The organism is Pirellulales bacterium (assembly GCA_035656635.1).
Classification (GTDB): Bacteria; Planctomycetota; Planctomycetia; order Pirellulales; family JADZDJ01; genus DATJYL01.
In genome coordinates, this window is the sequence record DASRSD010000043.1 from 20,793 (window position 1) to 43,166 (window position 22,374).

At 57.5% G+C, this 22,374-nt stretch carries 21 protein-coding genes; 11 read left to right on the top strand and 10 right to left on the bottom strand.

Annotated features, from left to right (window positions below):
* The first annotated feature begins 211 nt into the window (after positions 1 to 211).
* Positions 212 to 439 (top strand): type II toxin-antitoxin system Phd/YefM family antitoxin, encoded by a 228-nt coding sequence (locus VFE46_03350; protein ID HZZ27019.1) that lies wholly within the window; start codon positions 212 to 214, stop codon positions 437 to 439.
* Positions 436 to 828: a type II toxin-antitoxin system VapC family toxin gene (locus tag VFE46_03355; GenBank protein ID HZZ27020.1), complete on the top strand. Its 393-nt coding sequence runs from the start codon at positions 436 to 438 to the stop codon at positions 826 to 828. Before VFE46_03350 ends, VFE46_03355 begins: the two co-directional genes overlap by 4 nt.
* A 209-nt stretch (positions 829 to 1,037) precedes the next feature.
* On the opposite strand, the gene VFE46_03360 is transcribed toward VFE46_03355, so the two are convergent.
* From VFE46_03360 to VFE46_03380, 5 genes are all read right to left on the bottom strand, one after another.
* Entirely contained in the window at positions 1,038 to 1,646 is a 609-nt protein-coding gene (locus VFE46_03360; GenBank protein HZZ27021.1) for a peptidylprolyl isomerase, read from the bottom strand.
* Between the two features lie 281 nt (positions 1,647 to 1,927).
* Positions 1,928 to 3,043, bottom strand: a complete 1,116-nt coding sequence (locus VFE46_03365) for a PilT/PilU family type 4a pilus ATPase (protein ID HZZ27022.1) — start codon at positions 3,041 to 3,043, stop codon at positions 1,928 to 1,930.
* Between the two features lie 39 nt (positions 3,044 to 3,082).
* Positions 3,083 to 4,909 carry a PQQ-binding-like beta-propeller repeat protein gene (locus tag VFE46_03370; GenBank protein ID HZZ27023.1) on the bottom strand — a complete coding sequence of 609 codons (1,827 nt, stop codon included), beginning with the start codon at positions 4,907 to 4,909 and terminating at the stop codon, positions 3,083 to 3,085.
* 80 nt (positions 4,910 to 4,989) lie between these two features.
* Positions 4,990 to 6,312, bottom strand: coding sequence for a nucleotide pyrophosphatase/phosphodiesterase family protein (locus tag VFE46_03375; protein HZZ27024.1), 1,323 nt, complete (start codon positions 6,310 to 6,312; stop codon positions 4,990 to 4,992).
* A gap of 218 nt (positions 6,313 to 6,530) precedes the next feature.
* A complete protein-coding gene (locus VFE46_03380; GenBank protein HZZ27025.1) occupies positions 6,531 to 7,421 on the bottom strand; it encodes an SAM-dependent methyltransferase in 891 nt (296 codons plus the stop codon).
* A 253-nt stretch (positions 7,422 to 7,674) separates the two neighbouring features.
* On the opposite strand from VFE46_03380, the gene VFE46_03385 reads away from it, so the two are divergent.
* The 4 genes from VFE46_03385 to VFE46_03400 all read left to right on the top strand — a co-directional run bounded on the left by VFE46_03385 (position 7,675) and on the right by VFE46_03400 (position 10,551).
* Positions 7,675 to 7,917, top strand: coding sequence for a hypothetical protein (locus VFE46_03385; GenBank protein ID HZZ27026.1), 243 nt, complete (start codon positions 7,675 to 7,677; stop codon positions 7,915 to 7,917).
* Positions 7,898 to 8,323 carry a TA system VapC family ribonuclease toxin gene (locus VFE46_03390; protein ID HZZ27027.1) on the top strand — a complete coding sequence of 142 codons (426 nt, stop codon included), beginning with the start codon at positions 7,898 to 7,900 and terminating at the stop codon, positions 8,321 to 8,323. Before VFE46_03385 ends, VFE46_03390 begins: the two co-directional genes overlap by 20 nt.
* Before the next feature lie 3 nt (positions 8,324 to 8,326).
* Positions 8,327 to 9,475: an aminotransferase class I/II-fold pyridoxal phosphate-dependent enzyme gene (locus VFE46_03395; GenBank protein ID HZZ27028.1), complete on the top strand. Its 1,149-nt coding sequence runs from the start codon at positions 8,327 to 8,329 to the stop codon at positions 9,473 to 9,475.
* 188 nt (positions 9,476 to 9,663) lie between these two features.
* Positions 9,664 to 10,551 carry a protocatechuate 3,4-dioxygenase gene (locus tag VFE46_03400; GenBank protein ID HZZ27029.1) on the top strand — a complete coding sequence of 296 codons (888 nt, stop codon included), beginning with the start codon at positions 9,664 to 9,666 and terminating at the stop codon, positions 10,549 to 10,551.
* 112 nt (positions 10,552 to 10,663) lie between these two features.
* Here the strand turns inward: VFE46_03400 and VFE46_03405 are convergent, their stop codons facing one another.
* From VFE46_03405 to VFE46_03415, 3 genes are all read right to left on the bottom strand, one after another.
* Entirely contained in the window at positions 10,664 to 11,224 is a 561-nt protein-coding gene (locus VFE46_03405) for an isoprenylcysteine carboxylmethyltransferase family protein (GenBank protein ID HZZ27030.1), read from the bottom strand.
* 80 nt (positions 11,225 to 11,304) lie between these two features.
* Positions 11,305 to 12,618: an ATP-dependent Clp protease ATP-binding subunit ClpX gene (gene clpX / locus VFE46_03410; protein ID HZZ27031.1), complete on the bottom strand. Its 1,314-nt coding sequence runs from the start codon at positions 12,616 to 12,618 to the stop codon at positions 11,305 to 11,307.
* Positions 12,619 to 12,881: 263 nt separating this feature from the next.
* Positions 12,882 to 13,145 carry a hypothetical protein gene (locus VFE46_03415; protein ID HZZ27032.1) on the bottom strand — a complete coding sequence of 88 codons (264 nt, stop codon included), beginning with the start codon at positions 13,143 to 13,145 and terminating at the stop codon, positions 12,882 to 12,884.
* Positions 13,146 to 13,545: 400 nt separating this feature from the next.
* On the opposite strand from VFE46_03415, the gene eda reads away from it, so the two are divergent.
* The 4 genes from eda to VFE46_03435 all read left to right on the top strand — a co-directional run bounded on the left by eda (position 13,546) and on the right by VFE46_03435 (position 18,221).
* Entirely contained in the window at positions 13,546 to 14,196 is a 651-nt protein-coding gene (gene eda, locus VFE46_03420; GenBank protein ID HZZ27033.1) for a bifunctional 4-hydroxy-2-oxoglutarate aldolase/2-dehydro-3-deoxy-phosphogluconate aldolase, read from the top strand.
* Between the two features lie 239 nt (positions 14,197 to 14,435).
* On the top strand, positions 14,436 to 16,424 hold the full coding sequence (locus VFE46_03425; GenBank protein HZZ27034.1) for an Ig-like domain repeat protein: 1,989 nt from the start codon (positions 14,436 to 14,438) through the stop codon (positions 16,422 to 16,424).
* 99 nt (positions 16,425 to 16,523) lie between these two features.
* Positions 16,524 to 16,886 carry a hypothetical protein gene (locus VFE46_03430; GenBank protein ID HZZ27035.1) on the top strand — a complete coding sequence of 121 codons (363 nt, stop codon included), beginning with the start codon at positions 16,524 to 16,526 and terminating at the stop codon, positions 16,884 to 16,886.
* 444 nt (positions 16,887 to 17,330) lie between these two features.
* Positions 17,331 to 18,221, top strand: a complete 891-nt coding sequence (locus VFE46_03435) for an alpha/beta hydrolase family protein (protein HZZ27036.1) — start codon at positions 17,331 to 17,333, stop codon at positions 18,219 to 18,221.
* Between the two features lie 249 nt (positions 18,222 to 18,470).
* Here the strand turns inward: VFE46_03435 and VFE46_03440 are convergent, their stop codons facing one another.
* Together VFE46_03440 and VFE46_03445 are read right to left on the bottom strand one after the other, a co-directional pair.
* Positions 18,471 to 19,709 (bottom strand): TlpA disulfide reductase family protein, encoded by a 1,239-nt coding sequence (locus tag VFE46_03440; GenBank protein ID HZZ27037.1) that lies wholly within the window; start codon positions 19,707 to 19,709, stop codon positions 18,471 to 18,473.
* Between the two features lie 381 nt (positions 19,710 to 20,090).
* Positions 20,091 to 20,264, bottom strand: coding sequence for a hypothetical protein (locus tag VFE46_03445; protein HZZ27038.1), 174 nt, complete (start codon positions 20,262 to 20,264; stop codon positions 20,091 to 20,093).
* A 696-nt stretch (positions 20,265 to 20,960) separates the two neighbouring features.
* Between VFE46_03445 and VFE46_03450 the strand changes: the two genes are divergently transcribed.
* Positions 20,961 to 22,229 (top strand): hypothetical protein, encoded by a 1,269-nt coding sequence (locus VFE46_03450; GenBank protein ID HZZ27039.1) that lies wholly within the window; start codon positions 20,961 to 20,963, stop codon positions 22,227 to 22,229.
* The last annotated feature ends 145 nt before the right edge of the window (positions 22,230 to 22,374 follow it).

Genomic DNA, 22,374 nt, shown 5'->3' on the forward strand with positions numbered 1-22,374 from the left:
AAGATTAATCCGAACGCTGGGATGTAATCCGTCATTATTGCGGTCATCACGAATATTGACAACCGGGCGGGCGTTGCTCTCTGCGCATGAAGCGGCCTGAGGAAATTTTCGCCGCACTGCGGAGAATTTAACGCAAGTTGCCACTTCTGCAATCCGCAGGGTAGAATTAACGGGTCGTTTGAATTGGAATTCTTGCCAACACATTCAAGCCATGTCCACCGTTTCCATCGAAGAAGCACAGGCAAAATTGCCGGAATTGATTGCGCACTTGTCGCCCGGCGAAGAAGTTGTCATTACGCGCAACGAGCGCCCCGTGGCAACGTTGGTGGGGCCGCACAGCGAAACGTCGCAGCCTGTTTTTGGTCGAGGCCGCGGCAAAATTGAAATCGTTTCCGACGATAACGAACACCTTGAGCACTTCAAGGATTATCTGCCGTGAGGCTGCTGCTCGACACGCATGCCTGGCTGTGGTTTTATCTGGGCGACACACAATTGAGCGACCAGGCTCGGTCGCAGATCGTTGACCCAGCCAATACTAAACTGATCAGCCCTGCCAGTTATTGGGAACTGGCGATCAAAATCAGCTTGGGAAAATACGTGCTGCACGAGCCGTTTGATCAATTCGTTCAGCACGCTTTGATCGACAACGGATTTCTTATCCTTCCAATTGAGCCGCAACATGCGGCCCACGTGGCCACCTTGCCGTTCGTGCCACGCCACAACGATCCTTTTGATCGGCTGTTAGTTGCTCAGGCAATTGTCGAGCAAATACCTATGATCAGCAATGATGCCGCTTTCGATGCCTATGGCATTACTCGTATCTGGTGACGGCGAATATAGAATGATACGCCGGACAATTGATGACACGATTACCAGGAGAATTCCCCATGCAAACCCTGTTTCACCGTTCTATGACCGGCAAACAGGCTGCAGAAATATTTTCAGCCGTGCGCTGGCGCGAGCCTGGGCTATGTTGTCCCACGCCTTCGGCGTGAATCGCAACAGACTTCAACGGGCAAAGCCGAGCCGGAAACCCGTTATTTCACTACGCCGCAATCGTCAACGACAATTTTGGCGGTTGGCTTGCCGTCCGGGGGCGGGCCGCCGAACTTTTCCATCTTTTTCACCACGTCCATGCCGTCGACCACTTTGCCGAACACCACGTGCTTGCCGTCGAGAAAATCGTTTTTCACCGTCGAGATGAAAAACTGCGAGCCGTTGGTGTTGGGTCCGGCATTGGCCATGCTGACATCGCCCGGGCCGGTGTGCTTGAGCGTGAAGTTTTCGTCGGCGAACTCCTTGCCGTAAATCGATTTGCCGCCGTAACCATCGCCGCTGGTGATATCGCCACCTTGGCACATGAAGCTGGCGATAATGCGATGGAATGGGCTGCCTTTATAACCGTAACCTTTTTCGCCGGTGCACAGCACGCGGAAATTCTCGGCGGTTTTGGGAACCACATCGGGCCGCAGCTCGATGACAATGCGGCCCAGCTTTTTACCGTCGGCGGAAATGTCCATGTAGCAGCGGGGCAGCTTCGACTTGGCTCCTTGCTCGGTGCCTTTATTGTCGTCAGCCGCCAGCAGCAGCGAGGCGCTGCATGCCAGCGCGAATACTGAGGCCAAAATTGTTGTCCGCGAAATCATAATCTTCTCCGTAAGGTAAGTGGGCGTGAGGCAAGAGTTCCGCGGCAAAGTGCCGCCGCTTTATTTCGATCAACGTGGAAGCATTTTAGCCGATGCGGTGCGGCGGGAAAAGCGCGGTTGCGGAAGAAGCACCAATGACCAAGTTCCAATGACCAATGGATAAAGCCGCTGAGTGTCATTGGTGCTTGGTCATTGGTCATTCGCCAGAAATTCCGGGGGCTCGGCGGCCTCGACCCCGGCCACCCTTGCGCCCGGCCACCCTCGCGGTGGAACCGCCGCGGCTAGCTATGGAATTTGGAAATCAGATTATCTGCCTTGACTTCGATGCCGTGCAAACGGGAACGCAGCGCGCCCGGATGCGGAGCAAATTGCTCGGCGATGTGCGGATCGATCCATTCTTCGTGCACCAGCCGGTACAGGCTGCTGTTGAAATCGTGCATGCCGTCCTGCTCGGAGCCGGTGATGACGGCGGGAAGCTCTTCGTCTCGCCCTTCGCGAATGCGCTCCGCCACCGTGCTGTTATTCAGCAGCACCTCCGTGGCCGGCACGCGATGCACGTCAGGCTTGATGGTTGGCACCAAGCGCTGGGCCGCCACTGCGCGCAGGCTGGACGCCAAGCTGGTGCGAATGAAGTGGTGATCTTTGGCGTCGAAAAATTCCAACATCCGGGCAAACGCCTGCATGGTGTCGGCGCTGTGCAGCGTGACGAACACCAGGTGGCCGGTTTCGGCCGCCTGAATGCCGGCCAGAATGGTTTCGCGGTCGCGCAATTCGCCAATCATCATCACGTCGGGATCTTGCCGCACGGCGCTGCGCAAGGCGGTGGGAAAATCGGGCACGTCGATGCCGATTTCGCGCTGGCTGAAATACGATTGCTTGGAGTGGAACGCATATTCCACCGGGTCTTCAATCGTCAGAATGTTGCATTGCCGGTGCACATTAATGTGCTCCAGCATGGCGGCCAACGTCGACGATTTGCCGCTGCCGGTGACGCCGCAAATGATGATCAACCCATCGTGGGCATCGCTGGTGAATTGCTCGTACACTTTGGGCAAGTGCAAGTCTTCAAAGCTGGGCACTTGCGGATTCACGCGGCGAATGGCCGCATGCAGGGCGCCGCCGGAGCGGAACACGCTGCAACGATAGCGCTCTCCGGCCGCCGGCTGATGGGAAAAATCGACGCCCCCTTCGGCATCGATGCGGCTGCGCAAGCTTTCCGGCACCAGCGGCCAGAGCAATTGATGCGTGTCTTCGGCCGTCAGCTCGCCGACATCGACATGCAGCAGCTTCGAGGCAATGCGATAGATGGGCGCAGAGCCCACCTTAATGTGCAGGTCGGAAGCCTGCGTTTCCTTCATTTTCAACAGGAGCCGCTCGATGGTCAAAGCCGTGGCCATGCGTTTCCGCCTGAATGGGCGCCAGAAAATGCGAAAACGCTATTGTACCTGGGCCAGCGGCAGTTCGTAACAGGCCATTTCTTCCGCGTTGCGAACAAACAGCTTCCCCTCGGCAATGACGGGATGATTCCAAGTTTTTCCCTCAACGGCCTGGAAGCGGCCCAGTTCTTCTAATTTTTCGCGGTTGGGAGCGACCAAAATTGCCTCGCCCGTTTCCGAGGTCACCACCAACAGCGGCTGATCGGGCAGCAACAGCACCTGGCCCGATCCATAACGGCCCCCTTTCCAGCGGCGCTTGCCTGTTTCCAGATCGAGGCAGCAAAACACGTTGTCGTCGAAGCCGTAAACGCAGCCATCGTAGACAACATAATCGTTGAGCGTGAGTTTCAGCGCCTTGGAATCCCACCGCTGCGCCGGCGACCAGCGATCGCCGTCTGACGTGAGCTTAATCAACTGCACTCCATTTTCCGATTGCGTCAGCAACTGTTCGCCCCCCACGGCTTGCGGTTGCGTAATGGGCAGAAACATGGGGTTGGCGCTGGGACGCTGCCACAGCATTTTGCCGGTGCTGGGATCCAGCGCCACTAATCCGCCGGTGCTGTGCATCAGCAGTTGCGATTGTCCGCCCAGCGAAATCAATTGCGGCGAGCTGTAGCCATCTTTGCCGGCCGCATAGGTCCAGGCCGGCTTGCCGGTGTCGGCGCGGTACGCAAGCAAACTTTTATCGCGCTGGCCGCCGGCAAAGACGATGACCAATCCGTTGACGACCAGCGGGGAATTGGAGTATCCCCATTGCCGCGCGGTAAAGGGCGCTGGCGCCGCTTCGGCCTGGGCATCGGCCACAATATCGTGCGACCAAATTGGCTTGCCGCTGGCGGCATCCAAGCAATTCAATTTGCCCGTGGCCCCCAGCGAATAAATCCGCCCGTCGGCAAAGGTAGGCGTGCCCCGCGGACCGGCGCCGGAAAGCGATTCAAAAAATCGCGTATCCACCGTGTGCGCCCAGCGTTCTTTTCCCGTGGCTACGTCATAGCAGACCGTGGCTTCCTGATCGCCGCGCTGCTCCAGCGTGAAGAGCAGGCCATCGACCACAATCATGCTCGACCAGGCCGGTCCCACGCGCTGGCGCCACAATTGCTTGGGGGGCTGCTGCTGCCAGTCGGTCGCCAATTTCAGACCGTGAACTTGATTGTTGCGCTCCGGTCCGCGAAACTCGGGCCAATCGTCCGGACGCAAGTGAAGCGCAAGACCGGGTTCCGCCGAGCCCGACGTGGCGGAAGCATGCTGGACCAGGAATTTTTGTTCCGAGGTCGGCTGCCAGCGCCAGGCAAACGCAGAATGCTGCCCGCCATCCAGCCCTTCCCAGCGCACCAGGTCAAAATAGCCCCAGCCAAGCAAAATGCCTGCGCACAATCCAATGCGCTGTGCGCGCGGCGAAAGTTTGATCCACCGGGTGGCCATCAGCAGCCAAATCGCCCACACGGTTAGCACGACGGGAAAGCCGGCCATGAAAAATCCCGGCAGCGCCATTCCGGCGGTGGTCGATCGGTCGGCAAACAACCCGGCAATGATCGATCCGCCAATGAACACGGCCAGTCCCAAAAATCGATCGGACCAGCGCGCCCGGCTAAAAAACATCCACCACACGATAAAGCACAACAGCACGACGGCGTACATGCCCCACCGCGAAGCAAAGCGAATGAACATCGACATTTCGACATAGTCGGCGCCGACGTACGATGCCCACAACACCGCTACCAGCACAACCGCCGGCCACAGCCGCAACTTGCGCACCGCGGTGTTGTCGGCGGCGCTGGTCGAGGGGGGAACAAAGCCCTGTCCGGTCGATGCGGAAATAGAACTCATGGCATACCGTCCTTGAATAAATTCACAATGTTTTGCGCCCCGAAAAATGCGTTGCGCCGGGTAAATTGCCGCCGGTCCCGTCAGGGAACTGCTTCAATCGTTGGCGCGCTGGCGCCGGCGGCCGGCTTAATTCCCAACAGCTTGGCCACTGTAGGATGCAAACGCAACGTGCTCACTTCGCCCAAATCTTTGCCGGGCAGTTCGGAACCCCAACAGCTCAACACGGCAAAGCCCAGCATCTTCCGGTCCTCGGCCGGATCGTAACCGTGCATGCCTTTCATTGCGCGGGCGTCTGATTCGGCCGGGGCGGTTATTCCATCGATGTGCGTGCTAAAGTCGTAGCCCGCCTGCATGTTGATCACAATATCGCCCGTGCGACTGTTGTTTGCGTACGCAAATTTTTCGGGCAAATCTTCCCGCAGCCAGAATTTTACAAAGGGGGCATCCTTCAGCCGGGCAATAATTGCCTGCTTGACCGCGTCGCGCTGCGGGCCGGGAACATCGTTCAAGTACACGTTCGCCAGGCTGCCGCTGGTATCGACGACGACTGAATCAGGCACGTCGGCGCCGCCGATCAACTTCCGCGCGTTGACCAGCGTTTTTACCGTGTCCATGCCGTGATCGGCGGTAATGAGCACGTACAGCTTATCTCCCGGCTGCGCATGTTTCTGAAAAATATCTGCCACTTCCTCGACGATTTTCTGCAAAACCTGGTCGGCTTCATGAACGGCCTTGGTGGTGGCTTCCGCTTCCGGCCCGGCGACGTGCCCGGCATGGTCGATCGCAAAGCAATAACCCATCAACAGCCGCAGCGGTTCCTGATGATTGGGAACGTCAAAATCTTTGCGATACACGTCGACCAGGTTCTCCAGCCGCTGGGTGTCTGTTTCATTCTGGTCGAATTTATCGCTGGGATTGAAAATGGTGGCATGTGGCGAGCCGGCAGGCAACTTGTCTTCTTTTTGAGAAAGCGGCCAATCCCACACTGCCGACCGCACTCCTTGCCGCGCCGCGGTAATCCAAATAGGTTCCGCTTGCAGCAAGTTAGGATCGCTGGGCATGTTGTATTCCTGACCCAGGCTGGTGTCTTTGAACTTGTTGGAAACAATGCCGTGCAATCCTGCGCCTACGCCGGTCGCTTCCGAAACGTGGCTGGGAAAGGTGAGCGAGGGGAAAATGGGAACCAATTGCTTGGTGTACGCGCCGTGCTCCATCAAGCTTTTCAAAAACGGCGATTGCCCACGATCCACATAATCGCCCCGGTTGCCGTCCACGCTGATCCACAGCACCGTGTTTTTGCCGGCAGCCGGCGCCTCGGCCGCTGTTGCAACCCGCGGGCCGCAAAGGGTCGAACAAGCCAAACACGCCAGCAAACATCGAACAGGCACAATTGCGCGTCTCATGGTGAACACTCTTCAGAAAGATTGCCACAAAACCAATCTAAAAACTTAACCCGCTCGCTTGGGCATTGTCAACGGCAGGACCGGGTCGATAGGGGGCATTTGTACATAGCCCGACTGTGTCAATCGGGCGACTCCGGCGAGCGAAGAATCCCCGGCGGCTCGCTGCGCTCGATCCAGGCCACCCTCCGTTCATGTTGACCAGCAAGCTGCCTGCGTTTTCAACTCCGCTGCATCAAGCAAATGCCCGACCAGGGCCGCGCACCTTGATACGGCCGACGCGATTCGGGAATGAGCGCCACCAAGCGCAGCTTGAACGGTAATCGCTTCAACCGCGCCGCGGTCTTCAACAGCGATTGCACATCTTTCGCGCGCCAACCCGCGCGCTGGAAAAACTCCGGCCCTTCCTCAGGACCGAATTTCAGCGGCACGCCGGCGGCATCCAATTTCTGACCCATTCCCGCTTGCAGCAACTTCAACAACCCGGGCGAAGCCAAGTCCAACACCCAACTGCGAAAGCTCGCCGGCTGCGCCAAATCTTTCGCCAGGCTACTGACTTCCTCGGGCGATAAATAAATCAGCAGCCCCTCGGTCAGCACCAGCACCTTTTTCGCCTGGCTGCCTAAATCGGCAAACAATTTGCGCCGCTGGTCCACATCGGCCAGATCCAACCGTATGCGCTCCAATTGGCACACCGGCCGGTCGTGCTGCAAAATTTCTTCCTTGTAATCGAGCAACTCCGGCAAGTCGACTTCCACCCACCGCAATTGCGCCGGCAGCGACATCCGGTACGGCCGAGAATCCAGCCCCGCCGCCAAATTCACCACCATGTCGACTCCCTGCTGAACTTCCTGCGAAATAAACCGATCGATCAAAAATGTCCGGGCCACGAACGACCAGGCGTGCGTTTCGCTCAACGAAAAGCCGGCCGCAATTTGCTTCCCTTGCTCGCCGGCCAATCGGGCCGCAAACGGATCGCGAAACACGGCATCGGCCCGCTCCGTTTCCCGGGCCCGATACACCGCCACCCAACGGGCCGTATCAGAAATGTTGCGCAGCGAAGGTTCGTGTTGTGCGGTGGATTCAATCGGCATATTCACGGATTGGGACATATTATATAGCCCGACTGTGTCAGTCGGGACGGGCCGCTTATGTCAGTCGGGACGGGCCGCTGGCGCCGGTCGGGCGAAACCAGCACTGCAACCCAAATTATCCACGATCGGCATCGAAAGAAAAAGCGGCGAACCTTTCGCGGCTAATTCTGTCTTGCCGGCGTTGCCTCGGCTGCAACCAATGCCTTAAATCCACGATTGCGAGCAACCACATCGCAATTGGACTTGATTTCGTTCGTAGACGAGGGAAAATTTGAGTATGGTCATCCAAGGTCGCGTACATCATGGCGTCGTCGTTCTGGAGGGCAACCAGTCGTTGCCCGAGGGAGCGGCGGTAACTATCGTGTATCAAGATAAACCTGCGGCAACCACGGAACGCAAAATGAAGCGCGTTCAATTTCCGCTCGTATCCAGTGATCGTCCGGGAGCGCTTCATTTGACCAGCGAGCGGATCGCTGAAATCATGGACGAGGAAGATGCTGCTTCCGGACATTAACGTTTGGCTCGCGCTCACATTTGCGTCTCACGAGCATCATCGTGCTGCCAAGCAGTGGTACGATAGTCTTGTCGGTGAGATTTGCTTTTTCTCTCGAATCAGCCAACAAGGGTTTTTGCGCTTGGCGACTAATACAACCGTGTTTGGTAGTGAAGCTCTCACGCCAGCGGCGGCCTGGAACAAGTATGATCTAATGCTCTCTGATCCATCTATCGAGTATCGGGATGAACTAGCAGGCATTGAGGTCACCTGGAGAGAAATCACACAACAAGCGGCATTTTCAGTGAGCAAATGGACCGACGCTTATCTGGCCGCCTTTGCAAAAGTCGCTGGTCTTGAAATTGTGACATTCGATAAGGGATTTGCTCGCTTCCAAGATTTGAAATGCACAATTCTTTCGGTTTAAACCATGCACTCCTGGCTCTCCTCTCGCTCTGTAGCGTTCGATAGCTCCGGCATCCGCAAGGTGTTTGACCTGGCGGCGAAGATGAAAGACCCCATCAATCTTTCCATCGGCCAGCCAGATTTCGACGTGCCGGAGCCGGCCCGTCGGGCCATGGTGGAGGCCGTCGAGAACCGCAAAAACGGTTACTCTCAAACGCAAGGCATTGCGCCGCTGCTTGAAAAGCTGCAAACGCAACTGGCGACGCAGTACAAGCACGCCGATCGAAAAGTGTTCGTCACCAGCGGCACTAGCGGCGGTTTGCTGCTGGTGATGATGGCGCTGGTGAACCCCGGCGACGAAGTGATTTTGTTCGATCCGTACTTTGTCACCTACGAGCCGTTGGTGAAATTGATGGGGGGCCGTGCGGTGTTGATCGACACGTATCCCCATTTCACGCTCGATTTGGATCAGGTCCGCGCCGCCATTACGCCCCGCACCAAGGCGATTTTATTCGACAGCCCCGCCAACCCGACGGGCGTGGTGGCCACGCCGGCCGAAGTGGAAGGACTGGCCAAGTTGGCCGCCGAGCGCAATATCGCGCTCATCAGCGATGAAATTTACAGCACGTTTTGCTATCTGCCGTCTTCCACTGGGAGCGGGTCGGGTGAGGGCGCCGGATTCGTCTCGCCGGCCAAGTTCAACCCACAAACGATTGTGGTCGAGGGATTTTCCAAAACATTCGCCATGACCGGTTGGCGAGTGGGTTTTGCACACGGTCCGGCCGCCGTCATTGACGAAATGATGAAGCTGCAGCAATACACCTTTGTGTGTGCCCCGCAGCCGGCGCAATGGGCCTGCGTGACCGCACTGGGCTTGGATATGCAAGTGCACATCGACGCCTACCGTTACAAGCGCGACATGCTGATCGAGGGTTTGCGCGGCGTGTACGAAATCGCCCAGCCCGAGGGAGCATTTTACATCTTCCCCAAAGTGCCCGAAAGCAGCGGCGCCAAATCTGCCAGCGAATTCGTGGAACGGGCAATTGAAAATCAACTGCTGATCATTCCCGGGAAGATTTTTTCCAGCCGCGACACGCATTTCCGCATTTCCTACGCGGCGGAAAATCGGACCATTGAACGCGGCATTGAAGTACTGCTCAAGCTGGCCAAGTAAAAGTCGGATTTTCGCCGGAACTTTGTGCCCAGAATAGTGTTCTTCGTGATAGCGGCCAGTTGCACATTCGGCCAGTTGCACATTCGGCCAGTGCAAGCTTTGGCCGGCTGCGGCAACAGTAAGGTAATGCCCGGGCTTGCGTAGGACTGCCCCGGTGAATCATGGGGCGAACAGTCAAGGAAGTTTTTATGAAATCGTTGCATGGACCCCATTCGCGGCGGCAATTTTTGGGAGGCGTTGCTGCCGGAGCGTCGGCGTTTTCGACCTGCGGGCTTTCAACCTTTTCGGCGCGGGGAGCTTTTGCCGAGGCTTTGCAAATTACGCCGCGGCTGACCGAAGGACCGTTCTATCCCGACAAGCTGCCGCTGGATACCGATAACGATTTAATCATTGTCAACGATTCGCTCACCCCTGCCATCGGCGAAATTACGCACCTGGCCGGCCGCATTCTCAGTGCCGCCGGCGAGCCCATCCGCAATGCTTACGTGGAAATTTGGCAGGTCGACAATAGTGGCATTTACTTGAACTCGCACGACCGCAACGAGGACAAGCGCGACAAAAACTTCCAAGGTTATGGGCGGTTCCTGACCGCAGCGGATGGCAGCTATTATTTCCGCACCATCAAGCCGGTGCATTATACCGGCCGCACGGCACACATTCACTTCGGCATCAGCAAAAACGGCCAGCGCATTTACACCACGCAGTTGTTCATCAAGGGAAATCCGGAGAACGAGCGCGACGGCGTCTTCAACGGCATGCGCGATCCAAAGGCGAAGGATAGCGTGCTGGTCGATTTCAAGCCGCTGCCCGATTCTAAAATTGGCGAGCTATCGGCCAAGTTCGACATTGTGATGGGCCTGACGCCGGAGGATGTGAAAAAAGACGACGGCGACAAAATTAAAGGGGGCGTGGGAAAATCGGAAATGCAGCAAGGCGGCGGCCGCGGCTTCGGCGGTCCCGGCCCCGGTGGCGGTCCTGGTCCCGGCGGTGGCCCGCAGGGACGTTTGGGCGGTGGACCGCCAGGCGGTTTCGGCGGACCACCGGGTGGTCGTGGTTTCGGTCCGCCACCAGATTGAAATCGGTAGAGCAAGTATGACAAAAGTGTATCGGCGATAGCCGGATGCTCACAGCATCCGGTCCGGAAGGTGTGGCCTTCCGGCTATCCGCAGCGCTAAAATTCCCTCTGCGCTAAACAACAAACGGCACGAGCATGCGCACTTCGCGTTTGAATTGCAAATAAGCGTCGCCAAATTCGTCGGTGAGTACTCGTTCTTCTCGCCGAATTTTCAGCGCGCACGTGATGGCAATCAGCGCCGCGCCGACAAATGCATCCACGGTTCCCATCGTAATCGCGCTGCCGATCGCCCCGGTCACAAAGCCCGTATAAATTGGATGCCGCACCAGCCGATACGGCCCGCCTCGAATCAACCGGTGCCCTTCCTTTAGCGTAATCGTTCCGCTCCAATACTTCCCCAAAAACACGCGGGCCCAAACCGCAAACAATAAACCGATTGCGGTTACCACCGATCCTACAGCGGCCCAGGGCATACGTTCATAGAGCGTATGGTACAGAAACGGCGCGTGATGATCATGAAAAATCAAAAACATACCCAGCGTTAAAGGCAAAACATGCTGGGCGCGCTCAAAATAGCTTTCCGTCTTCTTCGTTGCCGATGTGAACCGGGCCGCCACAAACCAATAGATGCACCAGGCAATCCACAGCCCCGTATTGGCCCCATACCAATTCATGGCAGTTCCGAAATAAAGTGGCGGATGTTTCCTGCCATTTTATTCGTCGGCCGGCGCCGGTTATTAGAAAACGCGCTGCCTCACGCGCTGTTTTTCTTCTCTTCCACCAGCGGGAAAATCCGCTCGCGGCCGGTCACGTTCTGCTCGGTCACCACATAGCGGGCGCCTTGATTTTCGGGCAGGTCGTACATCACGTCGAGCATCACTTCTTCAATGATGGAGCGTAGTCCGCGGGCGCCGGTGTCTTTTTCCAGCGCGCGATGCGCGATGGCCCGTAGCGCCGGCTCGGTAAAGCTGAGGTCGGCGTTTTCCATGGAGAACAGCTTTTGATATTGGCGGATCAGTGCGTTCTTCGGCTCGGTGAGCACGCGGATTAGCGCGGGTTCGTCGAGCGGCTTGAGCGACGAGATCACCGGCAAGCGGCCCACCAGTTCTGGAATCATGCCGAATTCCAAAATATCGTCGCTGCACACGCTGGTCAGCAGCTCGCCCAATTCTTTATCTTCGCGCACACCGGTGGGCTGGCCGAAGCCAATGGTTCGCTTGCCCAGCCGCTTGGCGATAATTTCATCCAGCCCCACGAACGTGCCGCCGCAGATGAACAAAATGTTGGTGGTGTCCATCTGAATGTATTGCTGCTCCGGATGCTTGCGGCCACCTTGCGGCGGAACGTTGGCCACGGTGCCTTCCAGCATTTTGAGCAGCGCCTGCTGCACGCCTTCGCCGCTGACATCGCGCGTAATGGAAACGTTGTGGCTCGTTTTGCCGATTTTGTCGATTTCGTCGATGTACAAAATGCCGCGCTGCGCCGATTCAATGTCGAAATCAGCGGCGTGCAGCAATTTGAGCAGCAAGTTTTCCACATCTTCGCCCACATAGCCGGCTTCGGTCAGCGTGGTGGCGTCGCCAATGGCGAAAGGCACATGCAAAATTTTGGCCAGCGTGCGGGCCAGCAGCGTCTTGCCGGAACCGGTCGGGCCCAAGAGCATGATGTTCGATTTATCGACTTCCACGTCGCTGGGCTCGGCGCCCAGCGTCAATCGCTTGTAATGGCTGTGCACCGCAACGGCCAGAACTTTTTTGGCGTGTTCCTGGCCGATGACGTATTCGTCCAACTGCTGGACAATTTCGCGCGGGCTGGGAATGCGCGCGAACAGTTGCTTGGTGGCGCCGCGGCGACGGCGTTCCTGATCCAAAATCGATTGGCACAGCTCGATGCACTCTCCGCAGATGTACACGTCGCCGGGGCCTTCCACCAGTGGCCCCACGTCGCGGTAACTTTTGCGACAGAAGGAACAAAATGCGTTTTTCTTCGTGGTGCCGCCGCCACTGCCGCCGGTCGAAGTCGGACCACCACTGCGCCGGCCAATGTTAATATCGCGCCCGTTAGGCATGCCTCATCCTTTCGAGTTCTCTCCCACCGTTCCGTCTGCGGAGCGGAGAAGATTGAATCATCGGAGTCGCTCGAGTGGCTTGAACTGGAAAGTTCGCAGTCGCGCCGGGGGCATCCTTGTCCACGCTCGAATTATATTGCTATGTTTCCTTTACCTGTCACAAATAGTCCGGTACCACACTCACCGTCGGCAATTCTCCGCCGAACGGCAACACTTGCTTGCGCGCTTTGACCGCGCTTGTTGGTGAACTAGTGTAATTCGGTCTAACCCTGTTCGCTGTTATCCTTTACCTGCTGTTGGATCTTTTCCGCCAAGAGTGTTTTAATGTTTCGGAATTCCTGGTCGCTAAGCTTACCTTGCCGATGCAGTTCCCGAAAATTGCTGAGCAGTTCGCTGAGCACCGGCCCTTCGTCAACCTTACGATTGCGAAACCTTGACACTACCCAAGCACCCAAGGCGGTAACCGCCGCCATGGCCGCAAATAACAAACCCGCCGTGATAAGTTTTTGGGTAGTTGGGTCTCCCATCGAAAACCTGCTGGCAGCCGATCCCAGCGTGCTGTTTGGCTATGACGACACCATTTATTATGGATACTCTTGCCAAATCAGTCCAGAATGAAAAATCGGCAAGATTTCGCCAGACCGCACGCTGGGTTATGCTGGAGAAGATTCCGACCACCCTCCGCACTGCCGCCCGAATGGCTGGCCCAAGTTCAATGGTTGACATGCGTAGAGGCTCCCCTAACTTTGCGGCATCATGATAAATTGCCGATTGACCCATCGTCCGCATCGGACAAAACCACCCTATCACCGGCTCACCCCATCATTTCGCCGCCCAATCGCTCCGCTAGCGCGTCGCGGCTAAACATCGTTCGTCGTTTATCGATCCGTATTCCCCTCGCCCCTCGCCGCTAACCCCTCGTCGCCCATGCCCACACCCAACAACTTAGATCGAATTCTACGCTGCGGCGTGGTGGCAGTGTTGCGCGCCCCCAGTGGCGAACTGCTGGCCGACGTCGCCGAGGCACTTTTGGCCGGCGGCGTCGAGGCCATTGAAGTCACTTTTACCGTCCCCCGGGCTCACGAGGTCATAGAGCAAGTGGCGGACCGTTTAGGCGACAAACTGCTGTTGGGGGCGGGCACAGTCCTCGATCCGGAAACGGCCCGCACCGCCATTTTGGCCGGGGCGCAGTTTATCGTCTCTCCCACGCTGAATTTGCAGGTCATTGAGCTTTGCCGGCGGTACAGCAAGTTGGTGATGCCCGGCGCACTAACGCCCACCGAAATTCTTACCGCCTGGCAAGCTGGCGCTGATATCGTGAAAGTTTTTCCATCCGATGTTACAGGCCCCGGCTATTTGAAAGCAGTTCTAGCACCGCTGCCGCAAGTGCGACTCATGCCCACGGGCGGCGTCAATTTGCAAACCGCCGCCGATTTTCTCAAAGCCGGCGCGTGTGCCCTGGGCATTGGCGGATCGCTGGTCAATCCGCAAGTCATTGCCCGGCGCGAGTTCGGAAAAATTACCGATTTGGCCCGCCAGTACGTCGAAATTGTGCGCAACACCCGCAGCACAACCTAATCCCGCACCACGATAAAGCCGCGACCGGTGGTCGCGCTCCGTGGTCCGATCGTGGCCACGCTTGCATAGCCCGACTGTGTCTGTCGGACACTTAAACATCGACTGTGTCAGTCGGGCTTGCTCTGCTAGCACCGCCTCCCAGCTTTCCAACTTTCTGTTGTGCGCATCTTTCGCACGGTCGTTTCAAGCCGTTTGCTCGGCAAGGTCGATACCAAACAGATAGACCCCGGAGTATCGTTATGCGCGCACGGCATCGCCCACGAGCTTGGAAACTGGCGGCGTGCGTGCTTGCGCTGTCAGCCTGGTTCTGTGCGACGGTTGCCTCGGCAGCAGACGGCTTGCCCGAGCCCCTGTGCTGGCGGCAGCAAGCGTTTTCGATTCCCTTCAAAATAGCGCAGGAAGATTCGCCCGAGCAGCGCGCCGCCGAAGTGCGGTTGTATGTTTCTTCCAACTCTGGGGCCAAGTGGGACGTGGCCCAAACCGTTTCGCCGCGCGAGACAAGCTTCACGTTCCGCGCTCCTCACGACGGCGAATACTGGTTCCAAATTCGCACGGCCGATCGGCAAGGCAATGTTTCGCCTGCTGTCGGCGGCACGCCGGAGCTGCGCGTCATGGTCGATACCTTGGCCCCGCGGCTCGATCTCACCGCCACGCGCGGCGAGGCGGGCGAAGTCAAAGCCGGTTGGCAAGCGGTCGATCCGCTGCTCGATCCGGACAGTTTGAAAATCGAATATCAAACTTCCGCCGGCACGTGGCGCGCCGTCGCCGTAGAACACACCGCTCCCGGCGCCAACCGCAGCACCACCACCGGCACGCTCACCTGGTTCCCCACCGATGCCGCCGCCGGCAGTGTTGAAGTGCGGGCGGAAATTAGCGATCGGGCCGGCAACGTCACCGTTTCGCAAGCCCAGGCCGTGCCACCGGGCATGTCCGCACGACACGAATTGACAGCCAGCAATGCCGCGCCAAAAACATCCCAAACCGCACAAAACTGGATGTCGACTCCCAATCCCGATTGGGCCACCGTTCCTGGGCCTCGCGCCAACCCGCCGCGGGCTACTGCCGGTTCTGGTGTTGCTAACTCCGCCGTGGTCAATGGCGGCGGCACGAGTTGGCCGGCCGATCGAGCCAGCGATTTGCCGCTGGGCCGCAATCCTATTCCAGACGATTCCACGTCGCGCCCGCCCTTTGCTTCCAATCAAACTTACGCCGCCAATCCCCACTTCAATTCCAATCCGTCGTTCAATTCCGGTCCATCGTACTCCGCCAGCGGGCAATCCAGTGGCGATGTCGCCAGCCGCGCGGTCGAAAACGTAAATCCTCCCATCCGCAATCAAGGCTGGCCGAGCAACGAATCATTCCGCAACAGCCCATCGCATGGCGACAGCCAGCCGTATGCCGGCGCATCGGGCAACGCTTCGCCGGCGAGCCCTTCGCTTTCCATTCCCTCCGCGCCGCCGGCCAGCGCGTGGCCCAACGACCACGACGCTTCCGCCAAAAATTTGCTTCCTCCTGGCGAGCGCCCGCGAATGGTGAATTCGCGCACGTTCGATTTGGATTACGAAGTCGATGGCATTGGCCCCTCCGGCATTGCCAGAGTCGAACTGTGGGGAACCCGCGACGGCGGCCGCACCTGGAACAGTTACGGCGTCGATAACGACAACCGCAGCCCCATTCGCGCCACGGTAGAAGGCGAAGGACTGTACGGCTTTCGTGTGGTGGTGCAAAGCGGCAACGGCCTGGGCGGCCTGCCTCCGCACAGTGGCGACGCGCCCGATTTATGGGTCATGGTCGATCTCACGAAGCCGAACGTGCGTTTGATCGATGCCACGGCCGGCGACGGCATTCACAGCGGCGAATTGCTCCTCCGCTGGGAAGCCAGCGACGCCACTTTGGCCGTGCGCCCCATCACGCTGCTATTCAGCGATCGGCCTGGCGGAAAATGGTCGATCATTGCCGCCGGCCTGGAGAACACCGGCCAATACGCCTGGCGGCCCGATAGCCGCGCGCCCGACCACATTTATTTGCGGATTGAAGCCCGCGATGAAGCCGGCAACGTGGGCGTGTTTGAAGCGGCCCAGCCGGTCACGCTGGATCGCATTCGTCCCGAAGGGCGCATCCGGGGCGTGCGTCCCTCGTCCGACACCGCCAGCGGCCCTGCTCCGGGCAACGCCTCTTCCACCGGGCCCACCGCCGCCACACCGCAAATGTACAACTTCTCGCGCTAAATTGGCCCGTCCGATCATCGCGCCCGGGCCTTTCCTGATTGCTTTGCTCAATTTCCAGCGCTACACTTAATGGGTAGAGTTGATTGCTCGGAGATTGCCATGAGCCAAGCCATTACGCCACAAACAAGTGTCGAACTCGAGCGAATGCACACGCTTTATCGCCTCGGAGGAGCCCAACGCGCCATGGCGCCACACGTCATTTATGTTGATGCTTCTTGCCCTCATCCCGATTGCACGCAGCATTTGCAGGCGATCGATTTTCGCTTAGAGGCCTTTGGCCGGGCGGTGCACGACACCTTAGTGAAAGCCTGGTGGGACGACACCGGCTTTGCCGGCCGTTGTCCGACATGCAACCGCTGGATTCACTTCACCAGTCGCGCCAAGCATCCCATCACCGACGCCCAAGCTCAAGCACTTCCGCAACTTCCCGGCAACTGGGCCAGCGAAGCAGTGATTCTGTAAGGGGTTCTATAAAGCCGCGACCGTTGGTCGTGCTTCAGTGCCACGCCGCGATTCCCTTGGGCGGCGATCCACTTTTGACCGCGCCGGTAAATAAAAAACCCGCCGCACGGCCAAGCCAAGGTGACAAAACAAATGTAGCCGCGCGACGGGCAAGTGCGCTCAAAAACAAAGCTGTTGTCACCGAATCGAAACACTACCACTATCTTAAAGTGCCGGGCCGCCAGTTCGATTCGCCCTAAGGGGCAACTAAGGACAAACCGGCGCCTGGCCGCCGGCCCGGCAGGTTTCTTTAGGGAGCGAATGGCGCGCCGATAAACGTCTCTAGTCAAGAATTGTTTGACTCACTTAAGAGGGCGGTGGTACGTTGACGGCTACCGCAGGAAAGAAACTTAAAAACGAATGAACGCGCCCCTGGCAAAATTCATTGATTGGTCCGCTCTTCAGATGGCATACGTCGTTGCTCCCCTGAGACACGCGCCCAAGCCAAAATGGAAATTGGCCGAAGCGCTCGAATTTCTGAATGGGCCGGACTTTTTTCCCGCTGCAAGCAATTCGGCGCGGATTGAATTTGATGGGCGGCGGCATTTCAGATTTCCCACGCCGCGCCCGAGCGAAGTCAAGGAGAACAACATCGTTTACGGCCGGCTCTATCGGTGTGCCCAGCGCTGGCAGGAAAGGCCGGTGATCATTCTGTTGGATGGCAGTCCTGCCCTCGGTTATCACACCGTGCTTCCTTGGATTGCCTGCCGGTTTAATCGGGCAGGATTCAATGCGGCCCTACTCGTCGCTCCCTACCAGCTTCAACGCCGCCCGCGCCGGCCCATTGAGGAGAATTGTTTGGAGTTCGCGCGGGCCATGGCACAGAACGTCGACGAGATTCGCGCGCTGACTGGCTGGCTGCTTGATGAAGGTTGCCCATCCGTCGGGCTTCTGGGTGTTTCGTTTGGGGGATGGACTGCGGGATTGACCGCGTGCGGCGATGCTCGCATCGCCTGTGCCGTTCTGACTGTGCCCGCCGTGCGCTTGAGTCGGTCTTCTCCTGTCATCTGGCCGCGGGTTCGGAAAGCGCTCCAGGCTCTAAGGCCGGCACAGGAAGCGATGGATACGACCCGGTTAAATCTGATATTATCGAAGCCAGTCATCCCGAAAGAAAATATATTATTGATTGAAGGAATCCACGATTTGCTCGCGGAGCCGCAACCGATCGAGGAGCTTTGGCAAAAGTGGCAGCAGCCGGAAATCTGGCGGTTGCCTCATGGTCACGTTAGTATGGGGTTCGTGCCGGGCTTGACGGGCCGCGTTCTGCATTGGCTGAAGCCGCGAATGGAGAAATAAGCACTGAAACATTTCCTATGGACACCGAAAAAATATTTAACGCAATTGCCAATGTTGATAACCTATTTCTCCTCCTGACACCTTTTTCTCCTCCGATGTCATCACCCAGCTAGTCGATCAGGGCCGTGATGCGCAGCCTACGAAAGAATTCCTCATACAGCTGCTACCGGATATCTGGCTTCGCACTCATCCTGAATCTTATCGTCGCTGCTCACGATAGCAGCTCGGTTCGAAGAGCAGTTACCAAACTTACGGCATTTCTTTCAGCTTGTCCTCCAGCATCACTTTGTCGCCCCATTTCACCAGATGACCCTCAGGATCGATCAACAGCATAGTGGGAAAGCTACCGATGCCATAGACGGCGCGAGTTTTCCCTTCGCCATCAATCAGCGTTGGAAACGGCAACGGCTTTCCATGCCATTCGCTCCCCACGAACGGCTTTTCGGTCGTTTCAAATTCCGCCACGGTTTTAATGTTTTCCTCATTAGTCACGCAAATCGAAAGAATTTCAAACCGCTCACGATCGGCCGTGTGTTTCTCATAGAATTCCGTCAGCTCGGGTAAACTTCGGTGCAGACACGGTCCACACGTCAGCGACCAAAAATCCAAGAGCACCCACTTGCCGCGCAAATCGGTCAGTTTAACGTCTTTTGAAATCCCGCGCGCATCGGTGATTTTTAGTGCGGGCGGTTCCTTTCCGTAAAAACTGGAATAATCGCCGCGGCCATCAGGAAGCACCACATTCAGCACGCCCAAATCGACGGTCGGCTTATCTCGCGGCACTTCAAGGCGGATGCCGCCAATATAGGATGGCATGTCAGCAGGGGCGTTATGCTTCGTTCGCTCGCTTGGCCGAGGCATACGCGCATCGGGTGAACTGCTGTAGACATCCAGATCGTAGCCGCCCGGCGGCAGCAATAGCGAAAACACGCCCTTGAGCGATCCGCATTGCTCGAAGTGCAAATAATTTTCTTTGTCACCTGGCGGATGGACCATGGCCATCGTCCAGTCGGGCGTTCTTTCCGCTTGTGGGCAATAGATCGTCCCGATTACTCGCACCAGCGGCAATAGGCTAATCTTTATGGGCTTGTCGCAGTCGGTCTTTTCCACCGACACATATCCGCCGTGCCTCTGCTCGTTGTCAGTTACAAATACCGATACCCGTGGCCGATCCTCGACCGTCACAATAAATTCACCATGATCGAGCTGTTTCGCCCTAGACCGAGGGAAAGCCTCCAGTACTCCTTCCTCTTTCCAAAGCGTATCGCGATCTTTCTGCCCGTTCAACTTAATTCGGTCGCCGTGCTCGTTCCATTGCTTTCCATTCGACGACCAGTAAGTGGCCGCGATGAAATCTTCGACGGGCTTTCCGTTGGCGTCGACAACCCGACCATGAATTTGCCAGCTATCACTAGATTTTTCGGGTTCCTCGCCGACGGCAGTTGTTGGTGTAAACAACAACACCGTCATTGCCAGCTGCGCCAACATCAATCCAATCCATCGTGCGTTTAGATGCTGGGCTCTCGTAGAATCAGCGAATGCTTGAAGCGACATATGAGACTCCCGTGGCTGCGCTTCACTATATCAAAAAATCCCGCTCCCGTTGCCCCATTGCCGGGAAGTTGGGCGTAGCGCCTTACGCCAAAACCGTTCCCGCTTCGGATCCCGCTCGTGACCCGCCATGGTTCATGCTCCCAAGGATTTCAATTCGGCGAAATCCTAAGTTTAGCCCGCGCGTCAAGATGCGGTTGGTGGCGCGCTTACCTTATTTGATTGGGTCCATGTATCTGTCGTCGATCATCGTTGATTTATTGGCATATTGTATAAGGAAAGAAAAAGGTTCCAGGAACGAATGGCACTTGAATAAGCTCAACCAGCGTTGAGCAAACGGTTTCGAGCTGCGGCGCGGGGGAGAGTGAGGAAGTGCTGGGAGCGCCGCCGTTTGACGGCGCGCGGTTCGATGCGATCGGGTCGGTCGCCGACTTGGTGTGCGGCGATGGCGGCCAGCAGCGTGGCGTGTTGAGCTGATCTTCTGCTGGACATCGGCGGCCTCCTTGCCTGGAACGTGAAAGATTTGTCAACATTCCTTCACATCCTCAAGAAGGCCGTCCGTGTCCAGATCAGTTCGGCACAACAACTTACGCCTTATTCAAGTGCCATTCGTTCCACGAACCTTTTCCCCTCCCAATCTCCGTCCAACGCCCCGCAGCCGGCAAAGCCCAAATAGCGGTGCGATCTTGATGCGCGCCTGAAGTCTCCTCTGTGTCCTCGGCGTCCTCTGCGGTTAAAAAAACCGCTTTCGTCCACTCGCTCCGCTGGCGCGTCGCGGCTAACGTTATCATCACCTCCTCACCGCAATCACCTCTTCACCCTCATCTTCTCTGTGTCTCTGTGCCTTCGTGGTGAAATCCCGCTTCCTGACGGTCGCTGCTCTATGAGTTGCTTCCGTCCTGCGTCCTTTGCATCCTTCGCGGTTAAAAAATCCGCTGGCCCAATTTGCCGCTTGCATGCAGGACCGGCGTGTAGTATACATACGATCACGTTAGCGTACTTGCGAGTGTTCATGCCGAAATCACAGAAATCGGCTGACGTGCTGCGCAGGCGGAGCGCGAACATGGATTTCGGGCGGAAAAACATCAACAGCAAAACATAGTCAACAATTCATCAACCATGTATACCATAGGACTTAAACTCGACGTTTTGTGTCATACGCCGAAGCGAAGCAGCGCGCGAAATGCCGTGGCCTGGCGGGTTGGCGATGCGACGAAATTCGCGGGTTCTGTCCGGGAAATAAAAAAACAGGACAAAACCGACATGATTCCCGGCGCGGCACAAGGCCGGTATATTGACGCCATGCCCGATGCCTTATCCGCTTTCGAATTTCTAAGCCGCGAAAAAATGCCCGCCGTGCCCGGGGTGTGCGTATTGTTTGGCGATGAGCCGCTTTTGCAGCGCGAATCGCTGGGTCGGTTGAAGGCGGCGGTGTTGACCGGCGAAGACGGCGAAATTTCGTTCACGGCGCTGGACGGAAATCAAGCGGAATTGCGCACCGTGCTGGACGAATTGGCGACCGTTTCGATGTTTGGCGGCGGGCGGCGGTTGGTTGTGGTCCGCGAGGCCGACAAGTTCGTGAGCAAACATCGGGAAGCGCTGGAAGATTACTGCCAAAAGCCGCGGCCTGCTTCGGTGCTAGTTTTGGAAGTGGAATCGTGGCCGGCCAACACCCGTCTCTACAAAAAGGTGGCCGAAATTGGCCTGCAAATAAACTGCAATTTGCCCGCCAACCGCTTTGGAGATGCGGATGAAGACGCCGTATTGAAATGGTTGGCGGCCCGGACGGAAAAGAAATATGGCGCGGCTTTGGCCAGCGGGGCTGGCGAGTTGCTCTTGGAAATTGTCGGCCCGCAATTGGGAAGGCTCGATCAGGAGTTGGCCAAATTGGCGCTGCTGGCCGGCGCCGGTGGTCAGCCGTCAGGGGTCAGTGATCAGAAAGTCGAGCAAAAAGCCGCGACTGTTGGTCGCGCCGGGACAAAAATTACCCGAGAGTTGGTGGAACAGGCCGTGGGCGGTTGGCGGGCGAAAACCGCCTGGACCATGATTGAAGCCGCCCTGGAGGGGCAAGCGGCGGTGGCGCTGGTGGAGCTGGATCGGTTGCTTTTGGCGGGCGAAGAGCCAATCGCCCTATTGGCGATGATGAGTGGCTCGCTGCGGCGCATGGCCGCCGCCACCAGGATTATCGAACAAGCGGAATCGCAGCGCCGGCGGATCACGCTGGCCGATGCACTTCGCGAAGCCGGGATGACGCCGAAGAAATTTGTGCTCGACAAGGCCGAGCGGCAACTGCGGCAGATTGGCCGGCAACGGGCACAGAACCTTTACGGCTGGTTGTTGGAAGCCGACTTGGCGTTAAAAGGAACGAGTTCCTCCGGCGAAAGAGCGCGGCTGGTGTTGGAACAACTGATTGTGCGGCTCTCGCGGAATATGGCGACGACTGCCGCCGCTCGCTAGGGGGCTGCCGACGGCTGCCGGCATTTAAGCGCACTCATGGAATATCAAGCATGACTGGAAGCAGAGGAAGTGAACTTTCGCTAAAGTTTGTCACTGCGGCGCGAAGATCTGCGGTCCATTTTGATTGGCCCGCACTTAGGCGTTG